The organism is Rahnella sp. CJA17(1/100), assembly GCF_963881615.1.
In the GTDB taxonomy this organism is placed as follows: Bacteria; Pseudomonadota; Gammaproteobacteria; order Enterobacterales; family Enterobacteriaceae; genus Rahnella; species Rahnella aceris.
On sequence record NZ_CAWOJA010000044.1, the window covers coordinates 157,652 to 180,378 of the forward strand.

Sequence of the window (22,727 nt, forward strand, 5' to 3'; positions counted from 1 at the left end):
CAGACGGCGGCGCAGGCACCACGGAAGGGGCGTCGTTATCGCTGACCGGTTTCGCGTCGTCCTGAATCACCACCGCATAACCGGCAACCATCACGCCACCAATTGCGCCAATCGCCATCAGACCAAACAGCGCGATAAATAATTTTTTGCCTAGCGAATTCATGTGCAGTACCTCAGGATTTTGAACGGCGAATTATAAATCGTTTCCTCACCCCTGCAACAGACTATTCATGCTGTGATTACTTTTAACGGTGATGTCAGCGCATTTTTTGTCATATACAGAAACTTTTTAGCAACATTTTGAGGCGATCGCACGGATTCCCTTGCCGGAAATCAGGGCAATAGCGTTAACTGTTTGCCTTCATTATCACGCTAATAAGTTATTCCTATGACTGGTTCTGCCACCCGTTCCCTGCTGCCATTAATTGCTGCACTGTTTGCGCTGTATTTTATCTGGGGTTCGACCTATTTCGTGATCCGCGTGGGCGTGGAAAGCTGGCCGCCGCTGATGATGGCCGGGCTGCGTTTCTTCGTCGCCGGATGTATTTTGTTCACGTTTTTATTGCTGCGCGGGCATAAAGTCCCGACGTTGAAGCAGTGGATGGCCGCCGGTGCCGTAGGTATTTTGCTGCTCTCTGTCGGTAACGGGCTGGTGACGGTGGCGGAACATATGCAGGTGCCGTCGGGCATTGCCGCCGTAATGGTCGCCACCGTGCCGCTGTTTACCCTGTGTTTCAGCCGCCTGTGGGGAATGCCCAACAGTCGCCTGGAATGGACCGGTGTCGCCATCGGCCTGTTCGGGATTGTGCTGCTTAATACCGGCAGTAATCTGGAAGGGAACCCGTGGGGCGCGGCGCTGATCCTGCTCGCCTCACTAAGCTGGGCATTCGGTTCGGTGTGGAGTTCTCGCTTGCCGCTGCCAGCAGGCCTGATGGCGGGTGCGGCGGAAATGATTATCGCCGGTGTGGTGTTGCTGGTGGCAAGTCGTGTCACCGGGGAACACATGACCGCGACGCCTTCGCTGAGCGGCTTTCTGGCGCTCGGTTATCTGGTGGTATTTGGCTCGATGATTGCCATCAGCGCCTATATGTTTCTGCTGAAAACTGTGCGTCCCGCCGTGGCCACCAGTTATGCCTATGTAAACCCGATTGTGGCGGTGTTGCTCGGCATCGGCTTCGCCGGTGAATCCTTGTCTCCGGTCGAATGGGTAGCGTTGGGCGTGATCCTCTGCGCGGTGCTGCTGGTGACGCTGGGGAAATTGGTGTTCGGGCGTAAGAAGACGGTGATTAAAGAAGTGAAAGTTTAAAATCCCTCCCCTTCGCAGGGGAGGGATCAGACCGGGTTAAGCCTATTTTTTCTCAAAGAAAATCGTCACCCGCGCCACTTCCACGCCGAATTTTTTCAGCGCGGTGACGTTAAACAGGTGCTGTTCGTCCTGCTGATAAATCCAGTCATCGAACGTCAGCCGGTAGGTGCTGCCGCCTGATTTTACGTCCATCACGTATTTCCAGTTAAAGGCATTGCCTGCGGATTGCCCGGTGGCGGTGCCGATAATGTCGCCCGCCGTGCCGGTATAGCTGCCGTCCGCCAGTTTGCGGATCCGCCATACGCGGGTCTGTTTCTCGCCGTCGTCATACACAAAGTCTTCATGCAACGTCAGCGTATCGCCCGCCACGTCACCGCGGATTTTCACGGTGAAGCGCCGGGTCTGTTTGTTGCTGTAATCCTGCACCATGCCGTAGGCCACGCTGTCACCGGTAAACCAGGTGAAAATATCCAGCTTCGGTTGCGCTTGTGCGTAATCCTGAATATTGGCTTTACAGCCGGTGAGTAACAGCATTCCGCCGACGATCAGCGTGACAAAAATCTTGCGCAGAACAGTCATAAAACCTCCATAAGATGCCATTAATCGGACGCGGATGCGCCGGTCAGCTTGCTGCGTAAATCAGGATATTGCGTGGCGGGCGAGAGCCAGATCGCCAGAAAGGCATCGCGGAATGCCGGGCTGAAAGGCTGACCGACCGGTGTGCTCAGCACGCTGTTTGCGGGCTGGCTGTAAAACTGGCCGCCATTTTCAGTGGCGACAAACATGATTTCGCTGCCGTTGCTGACATCCGGCCAGGTGTTTTGTACCGCCTCCAGCCAGCCATTTTTCTGTGCCTGTGCCAGCAATCCCAGTGCCTGCCATTGTTCTTCTGTCGCTTTGGTCAGCTCCTGATGATCAATGCTGCGCAGATACTCAATCTTCAGCGCCTGCGGCCATTTTCCGGCCTGATACTTACCGTCGGGCGTCAGCAGTTGCGAATGATAAACCTCAAAAGGCCCCCAGCTCAGCGTGGCACGCCCGACCTGTTGCCATTGGTTCCACGGCGTGGCGGCAAAGGCAGAGAAAGAAATCATCAGCGAAAGTACTGCCAGAAATGCGCGTATCATCAGGTTTTCCGCTCTGCGTCATGGCTGAGCAGCACCGGCAGGCTGATCAGCGGTAAGAATATCGCCCAGCCCGCCGCCAGCAGAAGCCAGACATAAACCGGTGCGGCGAGAAGTTGCATGGCACCGAGCTGCATGCCGAGGTAATAGGCCAGCGGGCCGCTGACCGCGCCGACGGGCATCAGCCAGTACCATGTCAGCCGTAAATAGCCGAGTAACCACAGCCACCAGGCGCTGAAGCCCAGCCATAACGCCATCATCCACGGCGGTACGGCGGAAGAATCGCTAAATTCAAACAGACCCAAAATGCACCACAGCGAGTCCATCATGATGCCCAGCGTACAGGCAGTGGCGACCCACAACCGGCGTTTTGATGGTGTAAACGCCAGCATCAGAAAACTGCTCAAAAGCAGGAAGAGGATAAACCGTCCGCGCCCCCAGACGGCCAGCGTCCACCAGGCATCAAAACCCAGTGTCAGCAGCCAGAAGCGCAAGGCTTTCATCCGCGTCGCTCGGCGACCAACTGCACGGTGCTGATGGTGCGTGCACGAAAACCTGCCTCGCAGTAGCACAGATAAAACAGCCACAGACGGCGGAAATATTCGTCCTGCACGCCGTCAGTCTGTGCATTCCAGTAGCGCTGTACCCGCTCGCGCCATTCATGAAGGGTGCGGGCGTAATCGGAACCGATATCGAACAGGTCACGCACCACCAGACTGGTGCAGCGGGTCATGGTCTCATTCATGGCGGTAATTGAGGGCAGAAAACCGCCGGGAAAAACGTAGCACTGAATAAAATCGACGTTACGGCTGTAGGCGGCATAACGCTGGTCGGCGATGGTGATTGCCTGAATTGCCATACGCCCGTGCGGTTTGAGCAGCGCATTGCAGCGTTTGAAAAAGGTGGAGAGATAGCGTTTGCCGACTGCTTCGATCATCTCTATCGACACCAGTTTGTCGAACTGCCCCTGCAGCGAACGATAGTCTTCGAATAGCACCGTCACGCGGTCACTCAGCCCGGCTTTTTCAATCCGCTCACAGGCAAAGCGATATTGCTCGCGGGAAATGGTGGTGGTGGTGACCTGACAGCCGTATTCGCGCGCGGCAAATTCGGCCATCGCGCCCCAGCCGGTGCCGATTTCCAGCAGATGATCGCCCGCTTTTAATTGCAGCTGTTCACACAGGCGGCGCATTTTGGCTTCCTGCGCCTGTTCCAGCGTCATCTGCGGCTCCTGATACCAGGCGGAGGAATACAGCATCTTCTCATCGAGAAAACCCTGATAAAAATCGTTGCCCAGATCGTAGTGCGCCGAGATATTTTTACGCGCCTGCGACGGACTGTTGCGGCGGAAAAAATGAATGACTTTTTTGGCCGGGGTGCTGAGCCAGCTGAGGCGTGCCTCGATTTTATCGACCAGCTTCAGGTTCTCGGCCAGCAGTTGCAGCACGACGGTCAGATTAGGCGTGGTCCAGTCGCCATCAATAAAACTCTCACCCGCTGCGACGCTGCCGCCCAGTAAGACACGCCGGTAAGCGCGCTGATGCAGAATGTCAATTTCACCCTGCAAGATGGCCGCCGGATCGCCAAAAAATATCGCCTGCTCACCGGGTTCACGCAGCGTCAGGCCCGCGCCTTTGAGCTGCTTCAGGACGCTAAGGATGAGCGCGCGCGCCGCTTTGCTGCGCCTGTTATTCGTCCCTTCACGGGCGAGTTGCATTTCAGGTTGGCTCATGGTCAGTCCTTATCAACGGGAGGATGAGAATAAATGGGCGCCCGTTTCAGCCACAGTTTCAGTGCCTGCCAGTAGATAGTCAGTGCGGTTTTAGCGGTCATGACAGGCAGCCGCCACAATTGCTGACGCAACGCCGCGCGGGTCAGCGGACGGGCTGTCAGTGAAAGGGCGGCATCGAATTCCCGTTCTTTACGGTGATTTTCGATAGTGATGTGTAACTGCTTTCCAGGGGGTGTCAGCCGCCAGTGATAGACCATGTCCATCGGATTAAAGGGCGACACATGAAAGGCTTTCGGCACCGGTTGTGAACCGTCAGGCAGAACGGCGTAGGTGTGACGTTCGTTCCAGGGGGTATTGCGCACCTCGGCCAGCATCCAGCGCAAAACACCATGCTGATCATAAAGATAGTAAAAATTCACCGGATTGAAATAACAGCCGAAATAACACAACTGACATAACAACATCACCCGCCCGTCCGGGCGTTCGCCGGTCAGCGCTTCAATTCTCGCCTGCGCTTTGGTTTTGATATCACCGCCGCCGAGATAATCTTTGCGGCGAAAACTGGCGGCGGAAAACCGGTCGAGCTGGATACCTTGTGCAGGTAACTGGTCCAGTTCATCAAGGTCAATCAGCGGCATGAAAATATCGTAGTCGAATCGGTGTTCAACCGGCGTAAACCGCCGATGGCGCACCGTGCCGACATACAACTGGCTGTTCATGACGCCTCCCGTTTTTCCTGCTCATTCTGTTGCTGCGCACTGAAAAGTTGCAGATTGAGTTGTTCCACCACGTCACGCGCACTGTTGACACCGTCTTCGTGAAAGCCGTTGTACCAGTACGCACCGCAGAACCAGGTGCGGTTGTGGCCGTTGATCCGGTGGCGTTCCTGCTGTGCGTGGCGGCTGGCCAGATTGAGAACCGGGTGCATATACGTGGTGCGGAACAGGACTTTGTTTTCATCAATCGGCGTCAGCGGATTGAGTGACACGCAAAATGTCTGCGGCGTATTCAGCCCCTGCAAAATATTCATGTTATAGGTCACGCTGGCGCGGCGGCGGTGCGAAGGATTGCTGTCGCGTATATCCGCGTGGTCCGCCAGATTCAGCGCATTCGGCAACTGATAATTCCAGCTCGCCCAGGCGCGTTTTTCGCGAGGCAGCAGGTGGGTATCGGTATGCAAAATGACGTCGTTGCTCTGATAAGGCAGGGCAGTGAGAATGCTTTGCTCATCAGCAGTGGCGTTGTCACCCAGAATGGTCAGCACCTGATCGGAATGGCAGGCGAAAATAATCTGATCAAAATGCGCCTCGCCATGCGGGGAATGCAGCGTCACACCGCAGGGTGTGCGGACGACTTTACTGACCGGTGCGCTGGTCAGCAGCCTGACGCTGGCCGGCAGTTTTTCCTGCATCCGGCGGATATATTCCCGTGAACCGCCGGGGACCACCATCCATTGCGGGCGGTTGCTGACGTCCAGCAATCCGTGATTATCGAAAAAGCGCAGGAACATCGACAGGGGGAAATTCGCCATATCGCTCAGCGAAGAAGACCAGATGGCCGCCCCCATCGGCAGCACATAATGCAGGGCGAAAAACGGGGTGAAACCGTTTTGATCGAGCAAGTCAGCCAGCGTATCTTCGTCATTGTGCGGATTCAGCAGGCGTGCTTTGCACAGTTTGTTAAACCGCAGGATCTCGAGAATAAAGCGCCAGAATTGCGGTTTGAGCAGGTTGCGGCGCTGGGCAAACAGGCTGTTCAGCGAGTGGCCGTTGTATTCGAGTTTATTAACCGGATTGCGTACGGAAAAACTCATTTCCGTCGGCTGTCCTTCAATGCCCAGTTCTTTGAGCAGGGCAATAAAATGCGGGTATGTCCGGGAGTTATAGACAATAAAACCGGTATCGATGGCGTATTCTTTTCCGTCGGAAATCACATCCTGCGTGGCAGTATGTCCGCCTAAGGTTTCAGACGCTTCAAAGACGGTAATCTCACAGCCGGGCTGACTTTTTGCCAGCAGCCAGGCACAGCTCAGCCCTGAAATTCCGCTGCCTACAATCGCCACTTTTGTTGTCATTTTATTTCACCATTTTCCGGCATAACCATTGTTGCAAACTGACGGGCAGCAAGGAGAGCACCTTGAGTAAACGGGCAAAAAGCGGAGGGAAGGCGATTTCACTCGCACCGCGCGCCAGTTTTTTACGAATGTGCTTCGACGCCTGGGCGACGCTCACCATCATCGGCATCGGGAAGTCATTGCGCGATGTCAGTGGTGTTTCGACAAAACCCGGCTGAATCAGCGAAATGTGAATCTGACGTTTCGCCAGATCAACCGCCAGAGAGCGGGCAAAAAAGGCCAGCGCGGCTTTGGATGCCCCATAGGCTTCACTGCGTGAAAACGGCAGCAGCCAGGCGACGGAACCCACCAGCGCTATCCGGCTGCCGGGCGCTAAGCCGGGGAGCAGGGCGTCGAGGCAATTGACCGGGCCGGAAAAATTGGTGTTCATCACCCGCATGACTTTTTCGGCATCGACGACGCCGTTGTCGAGATATTCGCAGGTGCCCGCGCAAAGAATCACTAAATCGGCCTGCCTGCCCTGCAATGCTTCACGGGTAGCCTGTAAATCGGTGATATCAAAACACAGCGGGATGATCAGCGGGCTGGTTGCGGCGACGGCCGTCAGCTTTGCGCCATCTCGCCCGCAGGCAATGACCTCCCAGCCTCCGCTGGCATAATCCAGTGCCAGTTGTTTGCCAATGCCAGAACTGGCACCGGTAATCAGTACGCGCCCCATTATTTCAACCTGCCTTTGACGGCGCGCACGACACCGCCGAGCACCGGAATGTGCTCGTACAACATGGCACCGAGATCGTAATAATCGCGCTGATAGATAATAAGGTTTTCATTCAGGCGCAGATGGCTTGTGCCATCAAGAAACATTGCCTGCCCTTTTTTCAACGCCGGGTGTGAGAATTCCATCCGCCAGAACAGCGACACTTCATCACCCTGAATAAGTGGAGGCTGGATCTCAAAGCGGCAGTAATTCGTTTTCTCAAGCAACTGCGCAAAATAGTGTTCCAGCGCATCCACGCCGTCGTAATGTGAAACCGGATCGATAAACACCACATTCGGATGATAAATAAGGGAAAGCTGCGGCAGGCGGCTGGTATCAAGGTGACGGTAAAATTCGCACAGCCGTGTCAGAACGTCGGCCGGGATTGCGTGTTCAGAAGCATGTTTAAGCATCATTTTTTCCCTCCCGGCGAACAGGCTCAATACGAAGACTGGCGCGATGATCATCGTCATCGGGGGAGGCGCTGAACTCATCTTCCTTAGCGTCTGTTTCTTCTGCGCCGAGCAGGATAGCTGAGCTGCCCAGCAGGATGATCGACAAACCCTGCGCCATCCAGTTCTGCAGCCGCTGGCGCTGAACCTGCGTCAGCTTGCCTTCGGACCACAACAGAATTTGCGAGCCGCTCAGGTTTTCCAGATACGGCTCGCTGAGAGGAACCGGCAATATTTCGACCTGCAAACCTTCTTCGCACCGCACAATGGCCTCAAGCCACAACTCGGTGCTGTCTGTATTCCCCCAGCCGATCAACGTGGCAGCCGGTCCGGGACGCTTACGGGCGGCGTTCATGCACATCACCGCGTGTTCAATGATCAGACCGTCAAGCTGGCTGCGCAGCATCAGCAGTCGTGAATCGCCGGAACTCAGGCGCTCACGCAGGGGGCGAAGCACGTTATTCACAAATGTTACCGCCGGGTATTCACGACCGAACTCCAGCATCAACTGACGAACTTTTTGCGGGCGGCCATCCTGTAAGGCGGTCAGCAGCTGATGTTCTGACTGCGACCAGCCACCGGGTAGCACGTCCACTTTACCTTCCAGCAAAGATTTCACCTGACCAACCGGAATACCGCGATTGATCCAGCCCAGAATGGTGCGGATGGTGTCGAGATCATCATCATTAAACAGACGATGGCCACCCTCTGTGCGCTGTGGCTTCAGCAGGCCATAACGCCGCTGCCAGGCACGCAACGTGACCGGGTTGATACCACAAATTCGGGCGACTTCACCGATGCTGTACAGAGACATATTTCCATCCAAATATTCATACCACTTATAAGCTAACTCTAGCGCCACATCGTAAAGTTGTACAACTTTATTATTTTTGTACAACTTGGAAAATCCTTTTGGTTACACTTTTTTAACTTGCGACATTCTCATATAAGAGATATTTTCCCTGCATTGAGATTTTACGGCAGGGTAAGAAAATGGGAGAAGGGCAGGACAATCACGATCTCCGTCTGGCGGAACGGCTGGCAGAATTACGCGTCAGCCAGGGCTGGTCACTTGAACAACTGGCGCAGATGACCGGCATCAGCCGCGCGACACTTTCACGCGTGGAGCGGGCAGAGACCAGCCCGACGGCCTCGTTGCTGGGCAAACTGAGTGCAGCTTACGGGCTGACCACTTCCCGTTTGCTGATGGCGCTGGAAGATAACCCCCCGGAGCTTATCCGCGCATCGCAACAACCGGTGTGGCATGACCGGGAAACCGGCTTCGAGCGTCGTTCCGTTTCCGCACCGGCACCGGGTTTTCGTGCTGAGTTGATTTCAGGTGTGCTGAAAGCTGGCGCCAGCATTACTTACGACGCACCGCCGGTAGAGGGACTCGAACAGCATATCTGGATGCTTGAAGGCGTACTGGAATTTGTGCTCGATGGCCGCAGCTACCGGCTGGAACCGGGCGACTGCCTGCGTTTTCATCTTCACGGCAGGACTTCTTTCTACGTACCCGGCCCGGCAGATGCCCGCTACGCCATCGTCATTTCACGTCCTTAAATGTCTGACTGAGTAAGGTTTAACATGATGCAAAACAGCAATGAAGTGGTGATCAGTGAAGTGCAGGGCGGCGTATTGTCGCAAATCGATCTGGATGCGCTGGCCGAAACCCTGATGCAGTCCGTGGCGTTGGGTGCCAGCATCGGTTTTATTTTGCCTTTCGGTTTTGTGCAGGCGCAGGCGTTCTGGCAAAAGCTGTTACCGGCTTTTGAGCGTGGCGAAAAACGCCTGCTGGTGGCGCGCATGGCAGGAAAAATCGTCGGCACGGTGCAACTGGTGGTCGATCAGCCCGCCAACGGCGCGCACCGCGGTGACGTGGTTAAACTGATGGTTCACCCCGATGGCCGCCGCAAGGGTATCGCGCGTAAACTGATGACGGCGGTTGAAGCGCTGGCGCGGGAAGAGGGCAAAACCTTGCTGGTGCTGGATACCGTCACCGGCAGTCCGGCACAGACATTGTATGAAAATCAGGGTTTCACCCTGAGCGGGACGATTCCGCATTATGCGATGTCGACGGGGGGAATGCTGGAGTCGACGAGTGTGATGTATAAGGTGCTGGTGTGATCTGATTTTGACCGAATCAGGGGCGGTTTTAACTTCAACTTCAAATTCAAGGTCAAGGTCGTGGGCGTCGGCCCACACCGACTTGGGGGACGGCTTATCGCCGCCGCCCCCCAAGACCCCCCGGGCTCTTTCACTGCGCGCTCCGCTCGCTGACTATGTTTCATCAGCCGCAGTGATAGCCGCAAAATCCCGCCGCTGCGCGGTTCCCTCCCATCGGGTTACAACCCGCGCAAAAACATGCGCGGTTTTCCACCTCTCGTCCGGCGGTATTTTGGAACCGGCCTCAGGCTTATACTTCACAACCTCACTCGTTGTGATTTTGTCTTTTAAAAAGTCAGGGGCGATTCAGAAATCTTGCTGAACGGAGCGGCTTCGAGACCTATGGCTCGAAGACCGAGAGAAGGAACCGCGCAGCGGCAAGATTTCCAGCCGGTCGCTGTGGTTGCTGAAACATAGTCAGCGAGCGAAGCGCGCAGTTAAAAAAACGCAGGATTCCAAAGGGTTTCGTTTAAAACCCTTTGGGCCAGTGTGGGCGGCGAGCCCACGGTGTTGACCTTAAAGAGGCCGAAATATAGCAGCGGCCTCCGCTATCTCTTCTGGATATATGTCAGCGCTAACGCCACCGCCAGCACTAACCCTTTGATGATATCCATCGCATAATACGGCACCGACAACATCACCAGGCCGTTCGACAGCACGCCTAAAATCACCGCGCCAAGCAGTGTGCCGAGCGCATTAGGCTTACCGGAACCTGCCAGCGAGAAACCGATATAAGCGGCGGCAACGGCATCCATCAGATAGCCGCCACCGGCATTCACCTGCGAAGAACCGATGCGTGAAGCCAGCAAAATCCCGCCTGCACCGGCCAGAACAGATGACATCACATAAGCAATCACGCGGTAGCGCGCGGTGCGGATCCCCGCCAGACGTGCGGCCAGCGGATTTCCGCCGATGGCGTACATGCGGCGGCCATGCTTGGTCAGCGACATAAACAGTTGCACCGCAATGGTCACGACGGCCATCACGATCACAATCACCGGCACCTGACCGAGCAGGCTGAACACCGCGGGTACCGTGCCTTCGGCCATGTCGCCGCTCGGCAATAACATGTTTTCAGTGATGGAACCGCCGTAGCTGTAAGTCATCGCTGCGCCCTGAATCACAAACAGACTGGCGAGCGTTGCCAGCATGTCAGGAATTTTCAGGATGACGATCAGAAAGGCGTTGAACAGGCCGACCAGCGTACACAACGCCAGCGTGATAAGTATCGCTTCGGTCGTGCCGAAACCGTGCCAGACGAACATCGAAATCACCAGCGCATTGGCAAGCGATGCCGTGGAGCCGACCGATAAATCGAAGCCGCCGACCGCCAGGGAAATCGACACGCCGATGGCAATCACCGTCACGATGGCAATCGAACGCAAGATATTGATGATGTTCGACGGTTCGAGGAAGTTATCTGACGCCAGCCCAAAAGCGGCGATCAGCAACACCACGGTCAGCAACATGCCCCATTTATATAAAAATTCGAACAGCTGATGACGCCACGGCTGGCGGGCATCGGGCACGTTTTCTTTACTCACCACGGCTTTGTTCACGCGGGTATTCCTCCGGTTGAATAGACTAATAAGGTTTCTTCGTCGACGTCTGCGGCGTTCAGTTCGGCGACGATACGGCCGTCCCATAACACCAGAATGCGGTCGCATAAACCGACCAGTTCGGCGAACTCACCGGAAGCATAAATAATGCCTTTTCCCTGTTGCGCCAGGCCGTCGATCAGCCTGAACACGTCCGTTTTGGCCTTGATGTCCACGCCTTTGGTCGGTTCGTCGAAGATCAACACCTGACTCTCACTGCGCAGCCATTTCCCGATGGCGACCTTTTGCTGGTTGCCGCCGGAAAGCCGGGCCAGCTTCTGCATCGGCCCGGAAGCGCGAATGCCTAAGCGGCTGATAATGTCTTTTGCCCATGACAGCGACTGGCGCGCGTTGAAAATACTCCAGCGCGAAAAGGTGTCATCAGCGGTCACACTCAGGTTCATCGGGATATTTTCGTCAATGAAAATCCCTTCCTTGCGCCGTTCTTCCGGTACTAACGCCAGCCCCTGTTCGACAGAAAGGTGCGGTTCCTTCGGCTTCCACGGTTTGCCATTCAGCTCACCGCTTTCTACCTGACTCGGCGTTGCGCCAAACAACGCTTTGCACAGTTCCGTTTTTCCGGCCCCCGCCAGCCCGGCGATGCCAAGAATTTCGCCACGATGCAGACGTAGCGAGATATCGCGCAGTTTGTCTTTATCATGCATCCCGTGAATGCTTAGCAGAGTTTCACCGCTGTGCGGCGGGCGGCGCGGCGGATAAATATCGTCGAGCTGATGGCCGATCATTTTCTCGATGATGTGTTCATTGCTCAGACCGTCCATGCTGTCATCGCTGACCAGACGCCCGTCACGCAGCACCGTCATACGGTCGCAGATATCGCGCAGTTCATGAATGCGGTGCGAGATAAATACGATCGCCATTCCTGCGGCTTTCAGCTTGCGGACCAGCGCGAACAGGCGTGCACTTTCCGCCTGATCCAGCGGGGCGGTCGGTTCATCAAGGATCAGAAAACGGCATTTGTGCGATAACGCCCGCGCCAGCAAAATCAGTTGTTTCTCGGCCAGCGTGCAGCTTTCGATCCGCGCCCGCAGGCTGATGTTCAGGCCGAGCTGCTCAGTCAGCAGTTGCGCCTGGCGGTAAAGCTGCGGCCAGTTATGCAGATGGCCCGGCTCGGAAAGGCGGTCGAGCATGATGTTTTCGGCAACGTTCAGCGTCGGCACCAGCGCGACGTCCACTTCCTGCTGCACCAGATGAATACCGTGCTCGCGGGCATGATGTGGCAGGCGGATATTTACCGCTTCGCCGTCGATAGTGATCTGCCCGGTGTAATGGTCATGCGTGCCGGAAAGCACCGCCATCAGCGTCGATTTCCCCGCGCCGTTTGCGCCGACTAATGCATGGACGGATCCGCCTTCCAGCGTGAAATCCACCTGGCGCAGGGCAGGAAAACCGGCAAATGAAATCGAGATATTACGCATCTCAAGGAGGGAGGAAGTCACTGGGCGTTGGGCCTTATTAAATAGACGGTTGGGGATTTAGACGTTTAGCCGTCTAAGACTCGCAGTAGCAGAGTTTTAACATATCAGGGAATTTAAGCAACAAAATAAAAGTGATAACTAAGAGCGAAAAGATCTAAAGTCTTCAGCGGAAACTCGATCGACTCCCTCCCCTGCGAAGGGGAGGGTTGGGGTGGGGTATTAAAGACAAATCAGCGGGTTAAGTTACCGGACAGGCATTTGCGCTAATACTTAAAACCCCCTCCCGGCCTCCTCCTTCGCAGGGGGAGGAGAAAAGCAGATCATTCCTCGCTGAATCCAAGCGCCACCCCAAGCCCGTCCGCTGCCCGGACAGACACACGGTTAACGTCATCCCTGAAAGGTATTTCCCCCACCCGCAAACTATTCCGTACTGCCTCCAGCGACCGCGTGGCGAATTCCAGTCCGACCATGCGGGCGCTGCCGTTCTCGCCTTCCGGCACAATGCCGAATTCAGCGGTGGCTTGCTCCGGCGTGATAAACCGGACGGCGGCGCGGCCTGCGCGCAGCACGACTTCCTGCGGTTTGAACTCCAGCGCACTGACACCAAACAACTCGCCGTATACCTGCGCGGCATCCTGCGGACTGGCGGCGGAAATCACGAAACCGGTGATATCGGCAACACCGTTCGGGTGGTGTTGCCATTCGTTGCGCCACACCAGTTCCGGCGTCAGATGATGACAAAAGAAACTGCGGCCATTCGGTACGCGGCTGGCGGCCAGCGGTACGGTGCGGAATCGCGCATTCGGTGAAGTGCCGTCGTTGAGCGCGACGGGGCGGAAGAACTCCGCCGGTGCGGAACCGGCAATATCTTGCTGTTGCAGATGTTCGTATACCGCCGATGAATTCTGCGTTTTCCACACCAGACCGGTCAGGCCGAGCGGCGCCTGCCACAGGTCTTTGCGGGTGTGAGCGTTGCCCGGCTCAAAGCCGAGCAGTTCCAGATAGTTTTCGCCGAAAATCGCCAGATGATTACTGGAACCCAGCGAATGATGCCCGCGCGGCGTGAGATGAAACCCCAGACGGCGGAACTGCTGCCCGGCCTGATCCAGTTGTTCGGCGACGTTGATCACCACGTGATCAAGCTGCGGGCGAAGGGGCCGCGGATGTTGTGCTTCAGTCATTAAACGGTTCTCCCAGCGTTAACATCAGACGGTTGGCCCAGGCGAAGAACGCCGCAGACTGCGCCAGATCGACAATCTCCAGCTCACTTAAACCCTGCTCGCGCAGCGCCGCAATGTGCTGCCCGGTGGCGACCGGGGGGGTAGCGGAAAGCGCGGCGGCGAAATCAATTTCGGCCTGCCAGCGCGGGGATTGCTCTTTGCTGAGAATGCCGCCCGGCGGGGTGTCGATCAGGCGCTGGACATCTTCCGTCTGTTTGGAAAGCTGGCTGGCTTTGCGTGAATGCACCGAGGCGCAGTAAATACAGCCGTTAATTTTGCTGGCAACCGTCGCCGCCAGTTCGCGCTCTTTGCGCGGCAACCCGCCGGAGGTATAGAAAATCCCTTTGTCGGTCAGCGTGCGCTGTTCGAGTACCGGTAAATTACGGCCTAACAGGCGGAAATAGTCAGAATCGGTATGGCCGAATTTCGCCAGTATCGCCTGCTGGGCTTCATCAAATTCTTCCAGTTTTTTCGCCGGGATCCACGGCTCCCAGCCCAGTTCTTCCTGGGTAAAGGCCTGTGGTGCATCGCGGCCGCTGTGCGTGTTCGGTTCGGTGCGCCAGAACGCGGCACCGACCGGCTTATTGCTGCCGTTCTCCACCGGCTTGCCACCGATCAGACGGTAGCTGCGCAGCACGCGGCTCTGGAAACTGACGAAGGCGATCAGTTGCGACAGCGTCACAATGGCATCCACCGACCAGCCGGCTTTTTTCAGTGCCTGCAAATGCGCCGGAGTCGCGCTGGCGGGTTTGAAGCTCAGACGTTCACCGTGGGTCAGTGCCGCGTCGAGGCGCGCGCTTTCGTCGATATCCGGCAAATCCTGCAAACGCTCGGAATAGTGGTTAGTCAGTTGCGAATCGCCGTGCCAGCGCGCGACGTTTTGCGCCAGCCGCAGGCGCTCAGCCAGTGAGAAATCCACGCCATCCTGTTCGGTAAACAGCGCGTCATAGCTGCCCTGTGCGTGACGGGTGGCGGCGTCGCGGGTATCGCGAGCCTGTTTCAATGCGGAATCCGGGGCAATATCGGCCAGTTTTTCCAGCAGGTCGGTCGAATAGGTAGTCATAGGGCTTCCCTTGAGAATGAGGAATCGGCAGAAGAGGTGGAAACACTGCGTTGCGGCGTGCGGCGAACCCAGCCGAGCGCGGGCGCAACGTGACGGGCAATCAGTTCGATGGAGCGTAAAATATACGGATGCGGCGGATCGATGGAATGCACCTGAAACGCCAGATCGGTGACGCGGGCCAGCGCGGTATCGGCCTGCAACGTTGCGGTCACCTGCGCTGGCGTGCCGAGATGCACGTCGAAGGCGCGGATGTAATCATCCAGCGTGTCGCCTTGCACCGTCTGTCCGCTGGCGCGGTGGTTTTCGGCCTGACGGCGTAAGCCTTTTTGCGCCAGCTCACGCGCTTCGTCGCCGTTTTCGGTGACGAATGCGGTACGCGAACCCATGATGCGCGGCGCTACGCCGTCGGGCAGTGCATCCAGATAGGCATCGATAATCGGGTTTTGCAGTTCATCGAGACGCAAATCCGGCGCGTCCGCCGGACGTGGCTGGGTGCGCGAGAGCATCAGTCCGTCGCCGGATTTACCGGCACGTGCGCCGCCGTCCACCGAGAAAGTCGCCTGCCAGACGCGGTTCGCCAGTTGCGGCGCCGCCGGATATAAGCGGTTATCGGTGCCCGCCAGCGGTTCGCCACGCCAGGCGGTGAGCAGGGTTTGCAGATTGTTGCCAAATGCCGTACCGCGTTCTTGACTTTCCAGCCCGAACGGCGGGAAGGATGACGGTGTGCCGCCGGAGCCTAAACCAACCTCAAGCCGTCCGCCGGAGAGTAAATCCAGCACGGCGGTGTCTTCGGCAACGCGCAATGCGTTTTCCATCGGCAGCGTGATTACGCCGGTGCCGAGACGGATAAAGCGGGTATGCGCCGCGACCTGCGCAAGAAAAACCAGTGGCGCAGGCAGGCCGCCCTCGGCTTCATGAAAATGGTGCTGCGCGACCCACGCGGAATCAAAACCTAACTGTTCGGCATGAATGATTTGCTCGGTCGCCAGCCGGTAACGTTCCTGCGCACTGGTGTTGTCCAGCAGGCGGGTGAAAAATCCAAGACGTTTACTGCTCATAATGTCCCTCTTGTTTCATGGTCTGGTTTATGCGGCGCGGTGGCGACCGGGAATAGCATCGATAAGCTGGCGGGTGTAATCGCTGGACGGCAGGGCGAAAACGTCTTCCACATTGCCGGAATCCACCTGCTGCCCGCGGTTTAACACCGAGACGCTGTGTGAGATTTGCCGGACGGTGGCCAGATCGTGCGAGATAAACAAATAGGTCAGGCCGAGTGAGTCCTGTAACTGCTGAAGTAACGTCAGGATTTGCGCCTGCACGGTGACGTCGAGCGCCGACGTGGCTTCATCCAGGATCAGCACTTTCGGCTCTAAAATCAGTGCGCGCGCAATCGCCACACGCTGGCGCTGACCGCCGGACAGTTCGCGAGGTTTACGGCTGAGTAATTCTTCCGGCAGCGCCACGCGGCGGGCGATATCCAGCACCCGTTCACGGCGCACGGCAGCCGGGATTTTTTCGAAATTCAGCAGCGGTTCTTCGATCACGCGAAACAGCGTTTGCGACGGATCCAGCGAGGCGAACGGGTTCTGATATACCAGCTGGATTTTCTTGCGCAACTGCCGCAAGGCTTCACCTTTTAGCCGTGTGATATCTTCACCGTCGATCAGTACGCGTCCGCTGTCCGGTTTCTGAAAACCGAGCAGAATGCGCGCCAGCGTGGTTTTGCCGGAGCCGGATTCGCCGACCAGCGAATGGGTGGTGCCGCGCGGAATGCTGAATGACACGTGATCCACCGCGCGGAACGCCGCCTGATGTTTGCCACCCAGCGTGAAATCATGGGTGATGTTTTCGACCACCAGCACCGGATCTTCCGCTGCGCGAAGTTGTGCACGGTGACGGCCGGAAAGGGCCGGGGCATCGGCGAAAAGCTGGCGGGTGTAATCACTTTTCGGTGCATCCAGCACCTCGCGTGTGATGCCCTGTTCCTGCACTTTGCCGTGACGGAACACCAGCAACCGGTCGGCGCGTTCGGCAGCAATCGCCAGGTCATGCGTCACCAGCAACACGGCGGTGCCGGATTCGCGGCGCAGTTCGTCGATCAAATCCAGAATGCGTTTTTGCACCGTGACGTCCAGCGCGCTGGTCGGCTCATCGGCGATGATCAGCGCCGGTTGCAGCGCAATGGCAATGGCGATTAAAACGCGCTGTTTCATGCCGCCGGAAAGCTCGTGCGGATACTGTTTCGCCCGTTGCTCAGGGTGCGAAAGACCGACGCGTGACAGCAGTTCCACCACGCGGGTGTCGCGCTGTACACGCGGCAGGCGCTGATGGATATCAAGAATTTCCGCCACCTGCGAACCGATGGTTTTCACCGGATCCAGCGAACTGGTCGGATCCTGCGGTATCAGGCTGATGCGCGCACCGCGCAGGGCATCAAGACGGCGCTGCGACCACTGGCTGATGTCGGTGCCGTTCAGACGGATTTCGCCCTGTTCGATATGGCCGTTCTCTGCCAGCAGGCCAATAATCGCCTGTGCGGTGGTGGTTTTCCCTGAGCCGGATTCGCCGACCAGCGCCAGCACCTCCCCGGCGTTAATGGAAAACGATACGTTATGCACCACCGGTTTGCCGTCGTAGGCAATCGATACGTTTTCCAGTTCGAGAACCGGCGGAGCGTCATGCGTAAAAGTGGCCTGTGCGTTCATCGCGTTCTCCTGCGTAATGACTGGCTGATGCGGTTGGCGGAAAGCACCACTAAAACCACCACCACGCCGGGGAAAGTGGTCAGCCACCAGGCGGTGGAAATGTAATTGCGGCCTTCGGCAATCAGTAACCCCCATTCCGGTGTCGGCGGTGGCGTGCCATAACCGAGAAAACTCAGGGTGGAAATCGCCAGAATGGCACTGCCGAACTGCAGTGCAGAAAAGGCAATCACCGAGGTCAGCGAGTTGGGCAAAATGTGTCGCCACAAAATGGAGAAAAAGGAACCGCCGCTGCCGTACGCGGCTTCGACGTAATCGCTGTGACGTACCAGCACCACTTCAGCACGTGCCAGTCTGGCGAAGTTGGCAACCGACGTCACACCGACGGCAATCGCTGCGTGCACCGTGCCGAAGCCGAGCAGAATAATCACGCTCAGTGACAACAGCAGGCCGGGAATTGACAGCAATACGTCATTGATGCGCATGACAATGGCGTCCACCAGACCGCCGCTGGCACCCGCCGCCAGCCCTAACGCGGTGCCGAACACCAGCCCGAGCGCCACCGCAACCAGTGCGCCGGAAAGGGAATGCGATGCGCCATACACAATGCGCGCATAGACATCGCGGCCAAGCTGATCCGTGCCCAGCCAGTGTCCGGCCTGCGGTGCCAGACGCTGCGCCCCGGCAATCCCTTCGGTACCGCTGTAATCCGTAAATAAGCCGGGGGCAATCGCCCACAAAATGACGGTCGCCATCACCAGCCAGGCGAGAATTAAGCCCGGCTGCAGGCGGGCGGGTTTCCAGCGGCGGCGCTGTGTCACCGGCAACGACAGAATGCTTTTGCCAAGCGGTAAACTGCTCATGCGGTGGCTCCTCCTGAATGTTTAGAGGCAGAGGTTTTAAGGCGCGGGTCGAGCAGCGGATACAGCAAATCGACCAGTAAATTGATGCCAACAAAGGCGGCGGCGGAAATCACCACAATCGCCTGCAACACGGCGACATCCTGATTATTCACTGCCTGCTGGGTCAGTTGCCCGAGGCCGTTAAGACCGAAGACGGTTTCGGTGATCAGCGCTCCGGCAATCAGTTCGCCAAACAGCAAACCGGCAATGGTCAGCGCCGGAAGCAGGGCGTTGCGCGCCACATGACGCCACAACACGCCGCTGCGGCTGGCACCTTTGGCGCGGGCGACGGCGACAAACGGCTGGGTTTGCACCTGATCAATACTGCGGATGAGGATCTGCGCCAGCGGCGCGGAAATCGGTACCGCCAGGGTGATAACCGGCAGAATCAGCCCGACCCATTCACCCGGATTAATCACCGGGATCCAGCGCAGATGGAACGAGAAAAACTGAATCAGCGCGATGCCCAGCCAGAAGGTCGGGATGGAAATAAACAGCGACGGCAGCGCCTGTAAGGCATTTTTCAGCCAGCCGAAATGCAGCAGGCTGGAGAGAAATGCCAGCGCAAAAGCCACCACGGCGGCCAGAGCAAAACCCATCAGTGCCAGACGCAGTGTCGGCGGAAAGTTGCTGCTGAGTAATTCGGTGACCGGTACGCCAGCCTGAATCGAGTAACCCAGATCCCCGCGCAGGAAATTGCCCAGCGTATGCAGATATTGTTGCCAGACCGGCACATCCGCGCCGTAAGCGGCACGCATATCGGCGATTTGTGCCGGGCTTAATCCCATGTCCGGGTTCTGGAATTTAATCAGAATCGCGTCACCGGGCAGCACCTGCAACAGGATGAAGGAGACGGTAAACGCCGCCCACAACACCAGCAATGCCTGCCCGAATCGACCGCTAACGTATCGGCTCATGATTGACTCCCGTCAGTTAATGCTTTTCCAGCCAGGCGCCGTAGAAGCTCGGACGCCCGACCGCTTCAAAGCTTACGCCTTTGAAATACGGCGCACCGGCAAACACCTGCGGCTCTTCGAAAATCGGAATGACATACGCCTGATCGAGCAGGTAGTTCTGCACGTCACCGGTCAGTTCAAGCCGTTTTTTCGGATCGACTTCGGCAGAAATCGCGGTCAGCAGATCGTTAAGTTTGTCGTCGCGGAAGCTTTTCACTTTGCTGCTCAGGCCGCCTTTTTGCAGCAGCGCATCGCGGTTGGTCGGGTAGAAGGAGCTTTTGATGACGTCCGGATCGGCGCGTCCGACTTCCACCACGTTAGCCGGGGTTTTCTCCGGATCGAGGTTATCCGCTACGCGGCTGCCCGCGTCGCCTGCCAGAATATTCAGCTTCGCGCCGACCTGGCTCCATTGCTGGGACACCAGTTGCAACACCTCTTTGTTCTGCGGCTGTGGCAGCGATTCATAAATAGTCAGTGACAGCGTTTTGCCGTCTTTCTGGCGGATGCCGTCCGGGCCTGGTTTCCAGCCCGCCTCATCGAGCAGCTTTTTGGACAGCGTCGGGTCGTAGGTCAGTTTGTGGCTCAGATCGACATAACCGGCTGCGGTTTTGGCAATCACCGAAGTGGCCTGCGGATAGTTTGGTGAGAACAGTGTATCGACCACCTGTTTGCTGTTGGTGGCGTGCAGCAGCGCCTGACGCACTTTCAGATCCGACACCAGCGCGTTGTCCGGACGGAACGAAATGCTGTCGTTAACGCCTTTGGTCGGCGCGGCATAAAGCGGGAAGTTCTGGTCTTTGGCCTGTTTCTCGTCATACGCCTGAACCTGACGGATGAAATCAGCCTGACCCGCCAGCAGTGCGCCGATACGCACGCTGTCTTCACCGGTCACGATCACTTTGATGCCGTCGAGGTTAGCGCGACCCTGCTGTTTAAGGTTTTTCGGCCCCCAGTTGTAATCCTTGCGGGCAGCCAGATCGACTTCACGCCCCAGCGTTTCTTTGCTGACCACAAACGGGCCGGAACCGATGATGTGCGTGGCGTCGCCCAGCGCATCAAAATTACGATCCAGCGTGCTCAGCGACACCAGACCGGAGCCAATGGTTGCCGTGCCCTGCAGGAATCCCGGCGAAGATTTTTTGAAATAGAACTTCACGGTCAGCGGATCAACCACTTCGCTGTGATCGTAATTGTTGATGACTTCGGAGACCGGCAGATGATGCTCTTTGTTGCCCAGACCGTAAGTATCAAAGTTTTTGGCGACCGCGTTGGCATCGAGCGGCGTGCCGTCGGAGAAGGTCACGCCCGGACGCAGTTTAAAGGTGTATTCGGTTTTATCTGCGTTGAATGACCAGGATTCAGCAATCCAGGGTTCAATCTCCAGCGTCTTCGGATTCTGGTAAGTCAGTTTGTCGGTGATCTGATTGAGTATGCCGCCGTTCGGGTAGAAGCCACCTGCGGGCGGATACAGGTTGGTGTGCGCCTGCTGTTCAAGATAAATCAGCGTGCCGCCCTGAACCGGTGTGCCGTCGGCGGCGATGGCAGAAAACGTGCTGGTGAGAAGTGCCCCTAAAGCCAGTGCGCGGGTCACCGCGTTAATCCGGCGAATGTTCTTCATCGTTAAACCCTTTTTCTTATTGGTCATGGTGACAGGTGATGACTTTGGCGTGCTTAGAACCAAAGTGCTGAACCCATAACAAACCAATTTAAGAGGGAGGTGAACGAAGGAATTTTGCAATCGTTAGCTGGAAACGGCATTAGGGAGAATGTGCGGGAGGCAGAAAGAAAAAAACCAGCGGCTAATCCGGACGGGTGGACCGGCTAACCGCTGGCGATCATCAAAAATGATGAGCTAAGGAGAAACTGAGGTCGTCAGTGATCTTTTAATGCAGCTTCTGTGCCAGCTTTTATTTCAGGCTGAATTTTTGTCTGTTTGCTGCGACTCAGGAAGGCATTGAGCAAAATGGCACCAAACGTGGCTGTGCCGATGCCGCCCATGCTGAAGCCGCCCAGGCTCAGGGTAAAGTTGCCTGCGCCCAGTACCAGCGTGACCGCCACCATGATCAAATTTCCGTTAAGTCCCAGATCCACCTGGTTTTGTACCCAGATGCGGGCACCTGCCACAGCGATCAGTCCGAACACCACAATCGATGCGCCGCCGAGCACCGGCCCCGGAATGGTGTGGATCAGTGCACCAAACTTGGGCGAGAAGCCCAACACAATGGCAACAATCGCCGCAGCAACAAAAATCAGCGTGGAGTAAATCTTGGTGACCGCCATCACGCCGATGTTTTCGGCATAAGTCGTGACACCGGTGCCGCCCGCCGAGGCAGAAAGTAAGGTTGCCAGACCGTCACCGACAAACGCACGGCCCATGTACGGGTCGAGATTTTTGCCGGTCATACCGGCCACGGCTTTAATGTGGCCCAGGTTTTCCGCCACCAGAATCACCGCCACTGGCGCAATCATCAGCATGGCGTGAGAACTGAACACCGGCGTGGTGATGGCCGGGATGCCAAACCACGGCGCCTGTGCCACGGCGCTGAAATCTACCGGTGTGCCCAGCCCGAGGCCGTTGGTAATGACCATGTAAATCAGGTACGCCGCCACCAGACCGAGCAACAATAACAGGCGCTGCACCAGGCCGCGGGTGAACACCGCCACCGAGCCGATACACAGCACGGTCATCACCGCCATCCAGCTGTCAAATGAAGAGGCCGACACGCTGTTAATGGCAATCGGCGCGAGGTTCAGACCAATTGCCATCACCACCGCACCCGTAACGACCGGCGGCATCAGACGTTCAATCCAGCGCGTACCGGCTGCCATCACCACAAAACCGATCAGCGTATAAATCACGCCGCAGGCAATAATGCCCCCCAGCGCCACGCCGATATTCGGGTTCGCGCCGTGGCCGCTGTAGCCGGTCACGGCGATCACCAGCCCGACAAACGCGGCGCTGGAACCGAGATAACTGGGTACGCGTCCGCCGACCACCAGGAAGAACAGCAGGGTGCCGATGCCCGACATCAAAATCGCCATGTTGGCATCAAAACCCATCAGCAATGGCATTAACACGGTGGCACCAAACATCGCCACCGTATGTTGCAGCCCCATGATTACTGTCGATCCGAACGGCAGCCGTTCATCCGGCGCGATCACTGCGCCATCCAGATTGCCTTCTCTTTTACGCCATTGTGGAAACCAGGAGGTATTTGCCATGCACGACCCTTACT

Annotated in this window: 22 protein-coding genes and 1 pseudogene; 3 read left to right on the forward strand and 20 right to left on the reverse strand. The window is 57.0% G+C overall.

Features of this window, described 5'->3' with window-relative positions:
- Positions 1 to 61 precede the first annotated feature (61 nt).
- Positions 62 to 163, reverse strand: a pseudogene (locus AACU55_RS17595) (hypothetical protein); the annotation flags it as partial.
- A 225-nt stretch (positions 164 to 388) separates the two neighbouring features.
- Here AACU55_RS17595 and yedA point away from each other — a divergent pair.
- Entirely contained in the window at positions 389 to 1,306 is a 918-nt protein-coding gene (yedA, locus tag AACU55_RS17600; protein WP_134705846.1) for a drug/metabolite exporter YedA, read from the forward strand.
- A gap of 42 nt (positions 1,307 to 1,348) precedes the next feature.
- Here yedA and AACU55_RS17605 read toward each other — a convergent pair whose 3' ends face one another.
- The 9 genes from AACU55_RS17605 to AACU55_RS17645 are packed head-to-tail and all read right to left on the reverse strand — an operon-like array spanning position 1,349 to position 8,259.
- The gene (locus AACU55_RS17605; RefSeq protein ID WP_134705847.1) at positions 1,349 to 1,885 is read right to left on the reverse strand and encodes a DUF3833 domain-containing protein; all 537 of its coding nucleotides are present in this window, start codon (positions 1,883 to 1,885) and stop codon (positions 1,349 to 1,351) included.
- Between the two features lie 20 nt (positions 1,886 to 1,905).
- Positions 1,906 to 2,433: a hypothetical protein gene (locus tag AACU55_RS17610; protein WP_134705848.1), complete on the reverse strand. Its 528-nt coding sequence runs from the start codon at positions 2,431 to 2,433 to the stop codon at positions 1,906 to 1,908.
- Positions 2,433 to 2,933 carry a DUF2878 domain-containing protein gene (locus tag AACU55_RS17615; protein ID WP_134705849.1) on the reverse strand — a complete coding sequence of 167 codons (501 nt, stop codon included), beginning with the start codon at positions 2,931 to 2,933 and terminating at the stop codon, positions 2,433 to 2,435. Before AACU55_RS17615 ends, AACU55_RS17610 begins: the two co-directional genes overlap by 1 nt.
- Positions 2,930 to 4,162, reverse strand: coding sequence for an SAM-dependent methyltransferase (locus AACU55_RS17620; protein ID WP_134705850.1), 1,233 nt, complete (start codon positions 4,160 to 4,162; stop codon positions 2,930 to 2,932). Before AACU55_RS17620 ends, AACU55_RS17615 begins: the two co-directional genes overlap by 4 nt.
- A gap of 2 nt (positions 4,163 to 4,164) precedes the next feature.
- Positions 4,165 to 4,881 (reverse strand): DUF1365 domain-containing protein, encoded by a 717-nt coding sequence (locus AACU55_RS17625; protein ID WP_013576329.1) that lies wholly within the window; start codon positions 4,879 to 4,881, stop codon positions 4,165 to 4,167.
- The gene (locus AACU55_RS17630; RefSeq protein ID WP_134705851.1) at positions 4,878 to 6,236 is read right to left on the reverse strand and encodes an NAD(P)/FAD-dependent oxidoreductase; all 1,359 of its coding nucleotides are present in this window, start codon (positions 6,234 to 6,236) and stop codon (positions 4,878 to 4,880) included. The genes AACU55_RS17625 and AACU55_RS17630 overlap by 4 nt, the downstream gene beginning before the upstream one ends.
- 1 nt (position 6,237) lies before the next feature.
- A complete protein-coding gene (locus tag AACU55_RS17635) occupies positions 6,238 to 6,954 on the reverse strand; it encodes an SDR family NAD(P)-dependent oxidoreductase (RefSeq protein WP_013576327.1) in 717 nt (238 codons plus the stop codon).
- On the reverse strand, positions 6,954 to 7,409 hold the full coding sequence (locus AACU55_RS17640) for a nuclear transport factor 2 family protein (RefSeq protein WP_240785641.1): 456 nt from the start codon (positions 7,407 to 7,409) through the stop codon (positions 6,954 to 6,956). Before AACU55_RS17640 ends, AACU55_RS17635 begins: the two co-directional genes overlap by 1 nt.
- On the reverse strand, positions 7,399 to 8,259 hold the full coding sequence (locus AACU55_RS17645; protein ID WP_112198504.1) for a MerR family transcriptional regulator: 861 nt from the start codon (positions 8,257 to 8,259) through the stop codon (positions 7,399 to 7,401). The genes AACU55_RS17640 and AACU55_RS17645 overlap by 11 nt, the downstream gene beginning before the upstream one ends.
- A gap of 179 nt (positions 8,260 to 8,438) precedes the next feature.
- Here AACU55_RS17645 and AACU55_RS17650 point away from each other — a divergent pair, with 179 nt between their 5' ends.
- Both AACU55_RS17650 and AACU55_RS17655 read left to right on the forward strand, forming a co-directional pair.
- Positions 8,439 to 9,008, forward strand: a complete 570-nt coding sequence (locus AACU55_RS17650; protein ID WP_013576324.1) for a helix-turn-helix domain-containing protein — start codon at positions 8,439 to 8,441, stop codon at positions 9,006 to 9,008.
- Positions 9,009 to 9,035: 27 nt separating this feature from the next.
- Entirely contained in the window at positions 9,036 to 9,572 is a 537-nt protein-coding gene (locus AACU55_RS17655) for a GNAT family N-acetyltransferase (protein ID WP_134705852.1), read from the forward strand.
- A gap of 587 nt (positions 9,573 to 10,159) precedes the next feature.
- On the opposite strand, the gene AACU55_RS17660 is transcribed toward AACU55_RS17655, so the two are convergent.
- The 10 genes from AACU55_RS17660 to rutG form a co-directional block, all read right to left on the reverse strand.
- Positions 10,160 to 11,155: an ABC transporter permease gene (locus AACU55_RS17660; RefSeq protein ID WP_015690214.1), complete on the reverse strand. Its 996-nt coding sequence runs from the start codon at positions 11,153 to 11,155 to the stop codon at positions 10,160 to 10,162.
- An 11-nt stretch (positions 11,156 to 11,166) separates the two neighbouring features.
- On the reverse strand, positions 11,167 to 12,648 hold the full coding sequence (locus tag AACU55_RS17665) for a sugar ABC transporter ATP-binding protein (protein WP_112198698.1): 1,482 nt from the start codon (positions 12,646 to 12,648) through the stop codon (positions 11,167 to 11,169).
- A 320-nt stretch (positions 12,649 to 12,968) separates the two neighbouring features.
- Positions 12,969 to 13,829 carry a VOC family protein gene (locus AACU55_RS17670; RefSeq protein ID WP_134705853.1) on the reverse strand — a complete coding sequence of 287 codons (861 nt, stop codon included), beginning with the start codon at positions 13,827 to 13,829 and terminating at the stop codon, positions 12,969 to 12,971.
- Positions 13,822 to 14,931, reverse strand: a complete 1,110-nt coding sequence (locus AACU55_RS17675) for an alkylhydroperoxidase domain protein (RefSeq protein WP_037037223.1) — start codon at positions 14,929 to 14,931, stop codon at positions 13,822 to 13,824. The genes AACU55_RS17670 and AACU55_RS17675 overlap by 8 nt, the downstream gene beginning before the upstream one ends.
- On the reverse strand, positions 14,928 to 15,989 hold the full coding sequence (locus tag AACU55_RS17680; RefSeq protein WP_134705854.1) for a putative FMN-dependent luciferase-like monooxygenase: 1,062 nt from the start codon (positions 15,987 to 15,989) through the stop codon (positions 14,928 to 14,930). The genes AACU55_RS17675 and AACU55_RS17680 overlap by 4 nt, the downstream gene beginning before the upstream one ends.
- A 27-nt stretch (positions 15,990 to 16,016) precedes the next feature.
- Complete coding sequence (locus AACU55_RS17685; RefSeq protein WP_134705855.1) at positions 16,017 to 17,636, reverse strand: dipeptide ABC transporter ATP-binding protein; 1,620 nt, start codon at positions 17,634 to 17,636, stop codon at positions 16,017 to 16,019.
- On the reverse strand, positions 17,633 to 18,496 hold the full coding sequence (locus AACU55_RS17690; protein ID WP_037037228.1) for an ABC transporter permease: 864 nt from the start codon (positions 18,494 to 18,496) through the stop codon (positions 17,633 to 17,635). Before AACU55_RS17690 ends, AACU55_RS17685 begins: the two co-directional genes overlap by 4 nt.
- Positions 18,493 to 19,452 (reverse strand): ABC transporter permease, encoded by a 960-nt coding sequence (locus tag AACU55_RS17695; RefSeq protein ID WP_119261827.1) that lies wholly within the window; start codon positions 19,450 to 19,452, stop codon positions 18,493 to 18,495. The genes AACU55_RS17690 and AACU55_RS17695 overlap by 4 nt, the downstream gene beginning before the upstream one ends.
- Before the next feature lie 16 nt (positions 19,453 to 19,468).
- Positions 19,469 to 21,109 carry a TIGR04028 family ABC transporter substrate-binding protein gene (locus AACU55_RS17700; RefSeq protein WP_134705856.1) on the reverse strand — a complete coding sequence of 547 codons (1,641 nt, stop codon included), beginning with the start codon at positions 21,107 to 21,109 and terminating at the stop codon, positions 19,469 to 19,471.
- Between the two features lie 254 nt (positions 21,110 to 21,363).
- Positions 21,364 to 22,713, reverse strand: a complete 1,350-nt coding sequence (gene rutG / locus AACU55_RS17705) for a pyrimidine utilization transport protein G (protein ID WP_134705857.1) — start codon at positions 22,711 to 22,713, stop codon at positions 21,364 to 21,366.
- Positions 22,714 to 22,727: the final 14 nt, after the last annotated feature.

Bases quoted from the DNA above. Each gene is read 5' to 3' on its own strand.
- yedA (WP_134705846.1), top strand. From the start codon at position 389: ATGACTGGTTCTGCCACCCGTTCCCTGCTGCCATTAATTGCTGCACTG.
- AACU55_RS17605 (WP_134705847.1), bottom strand. From the start codon at position 1,885: ATGACTGTTCTGCGCAAGATTTTTGTCACGCTGATCGTCGGCGGAATG.
- AACU55_RS17610 (WP_134705848.1), bottom strand. From the start codon at position 2,433: ATGATACGCGCATTTCTGGCAGTACTTTCGCTGATGATTTCTTTCTCT.
- AACU55_RS17615 (WP_134705849.1), bottom strand. From the start codon at position 2,933: ATGAAAGCCTTGCGCTTCTGGCTGCTGACACTGGGTTTTGATGCCTGG.
- AACU55_RS17620 (WP_134705850.1), bottom strand. From the start codon at position 4,162: ATGAGCCAACCTGAAATGCAACTCGCCCGTGAAGGGACGAATAACAGG.
- AACU55_RS17625 (WP_013576329.1), bottom strand. From the start codon at position 4,881: ATGAACAGCCAGTTGTATGTCGGCACGGTGCGCCATCGGCGGTTTACG.
- AACU55_RS17630 (WP_134705851.1), bottom strand. From the start codon at position 6,236: ATGACAACAAAAGTGGCGATTGTAGGCAGCGGAATTTCAGGGCTGAGC.
- AACU55_RS17635 (WP_013576327.1), bottom strand. From the start codon at position 6,954: ATGGGGCGCGTACTGATTACCGGTGCCAGTTCTGGCATTGGCAAACAA.
- AACU55_RS17640 (WP_240785641.1), bottom strand. From the start codon at position 7,409: ATGATGCTTAAACATGCTTCTGAACACGCAATCCCGGCCGACGTTCTG.
- AACU55_RS17645 (WP_112198504.1), bottom strand. From the start codon at position 8,259: ATGTCTCTGTACAGCATCGGTGAAGTCGCCCGAATTTGTGGTATCAAC.
- AACU55_RS17650 (WP_013576324.1), top strand. From the start codon at position 8,439: ATGGGAGAAGGGCAGGACAATCACGATCTCCGTCTGGCGGAACGGCTG.
- AACU55_RS17655 (WP_134705852.1), top strand. From the start codon at position 9,036: ATGCAAAACAGCAATGAAGTGGTGATCAGTGAAGTGCAGGGCGGCGTA.
- AACU55_RS17665 (WP_112198698.1), bottom strand. From the start codon at position 12,648: ATGCGTAATATCTCGATTTCATTTGCCGGTTTTCCTGCCCTGCGCCAG.
- AACU55_RS17670 (WP_134705853.1), bottom strand. From the start codon at position 13,829: ATGACTGAAGCACAACATCCGCGGCCCCTTCGCCCGCAGCTTGATCAC.
- AACU55_RS17675 (WP_037037223.1), bottom strand. From the start codon at position 14,931: ATGACTACCTATTCGACCGACCTGCTGGAAAAACTGGCCGATATTGCC.
- AACU55_RS17680 (WP_134705854.1), bottom strand. From the start codon at position 15,989: ATGAGCAGTAAACGTCTTGGATTTTTCACCCGCCTGCTGGACAACACC.
- AACU55_RS17685 (WP_134705855.1), bottom strand. From the start codon at position 17,636: ATGAACGCACAGGCCACTTTTACGCATGACGCTCCGCCGGTTCTCGAA.
- AACU55_RS17690 (WP_037037228.1), bottom strand. From the start codon at position 18,496: ATGAGCAGTTTACCGCTTGGCAAAAGCATTCTGTCGTTGCCGGTGACA.
- AACU55_RS17695 (WP_119261827.1), bottom strand. From the start codon at position 19,452: ATGAGCCGATACGTTAGCGGTCGATTCGGGCAGGCATTGCTGGTGTTG.
- AACU55_RS17700 (WP_134705856.1), bottom strand. From the start codon at position 21,109: ATGAAGAACATTCGCCGGATTAACGCGGTGACCCGCGCACTGGCTTTA.
- rutG (WP_134705857.1), bottom strand. From the start codon at position 22,713: ATGGCAAATACCTCCTGGTTTCCACAATGGCGTAAAAGAGAAGGCAAT.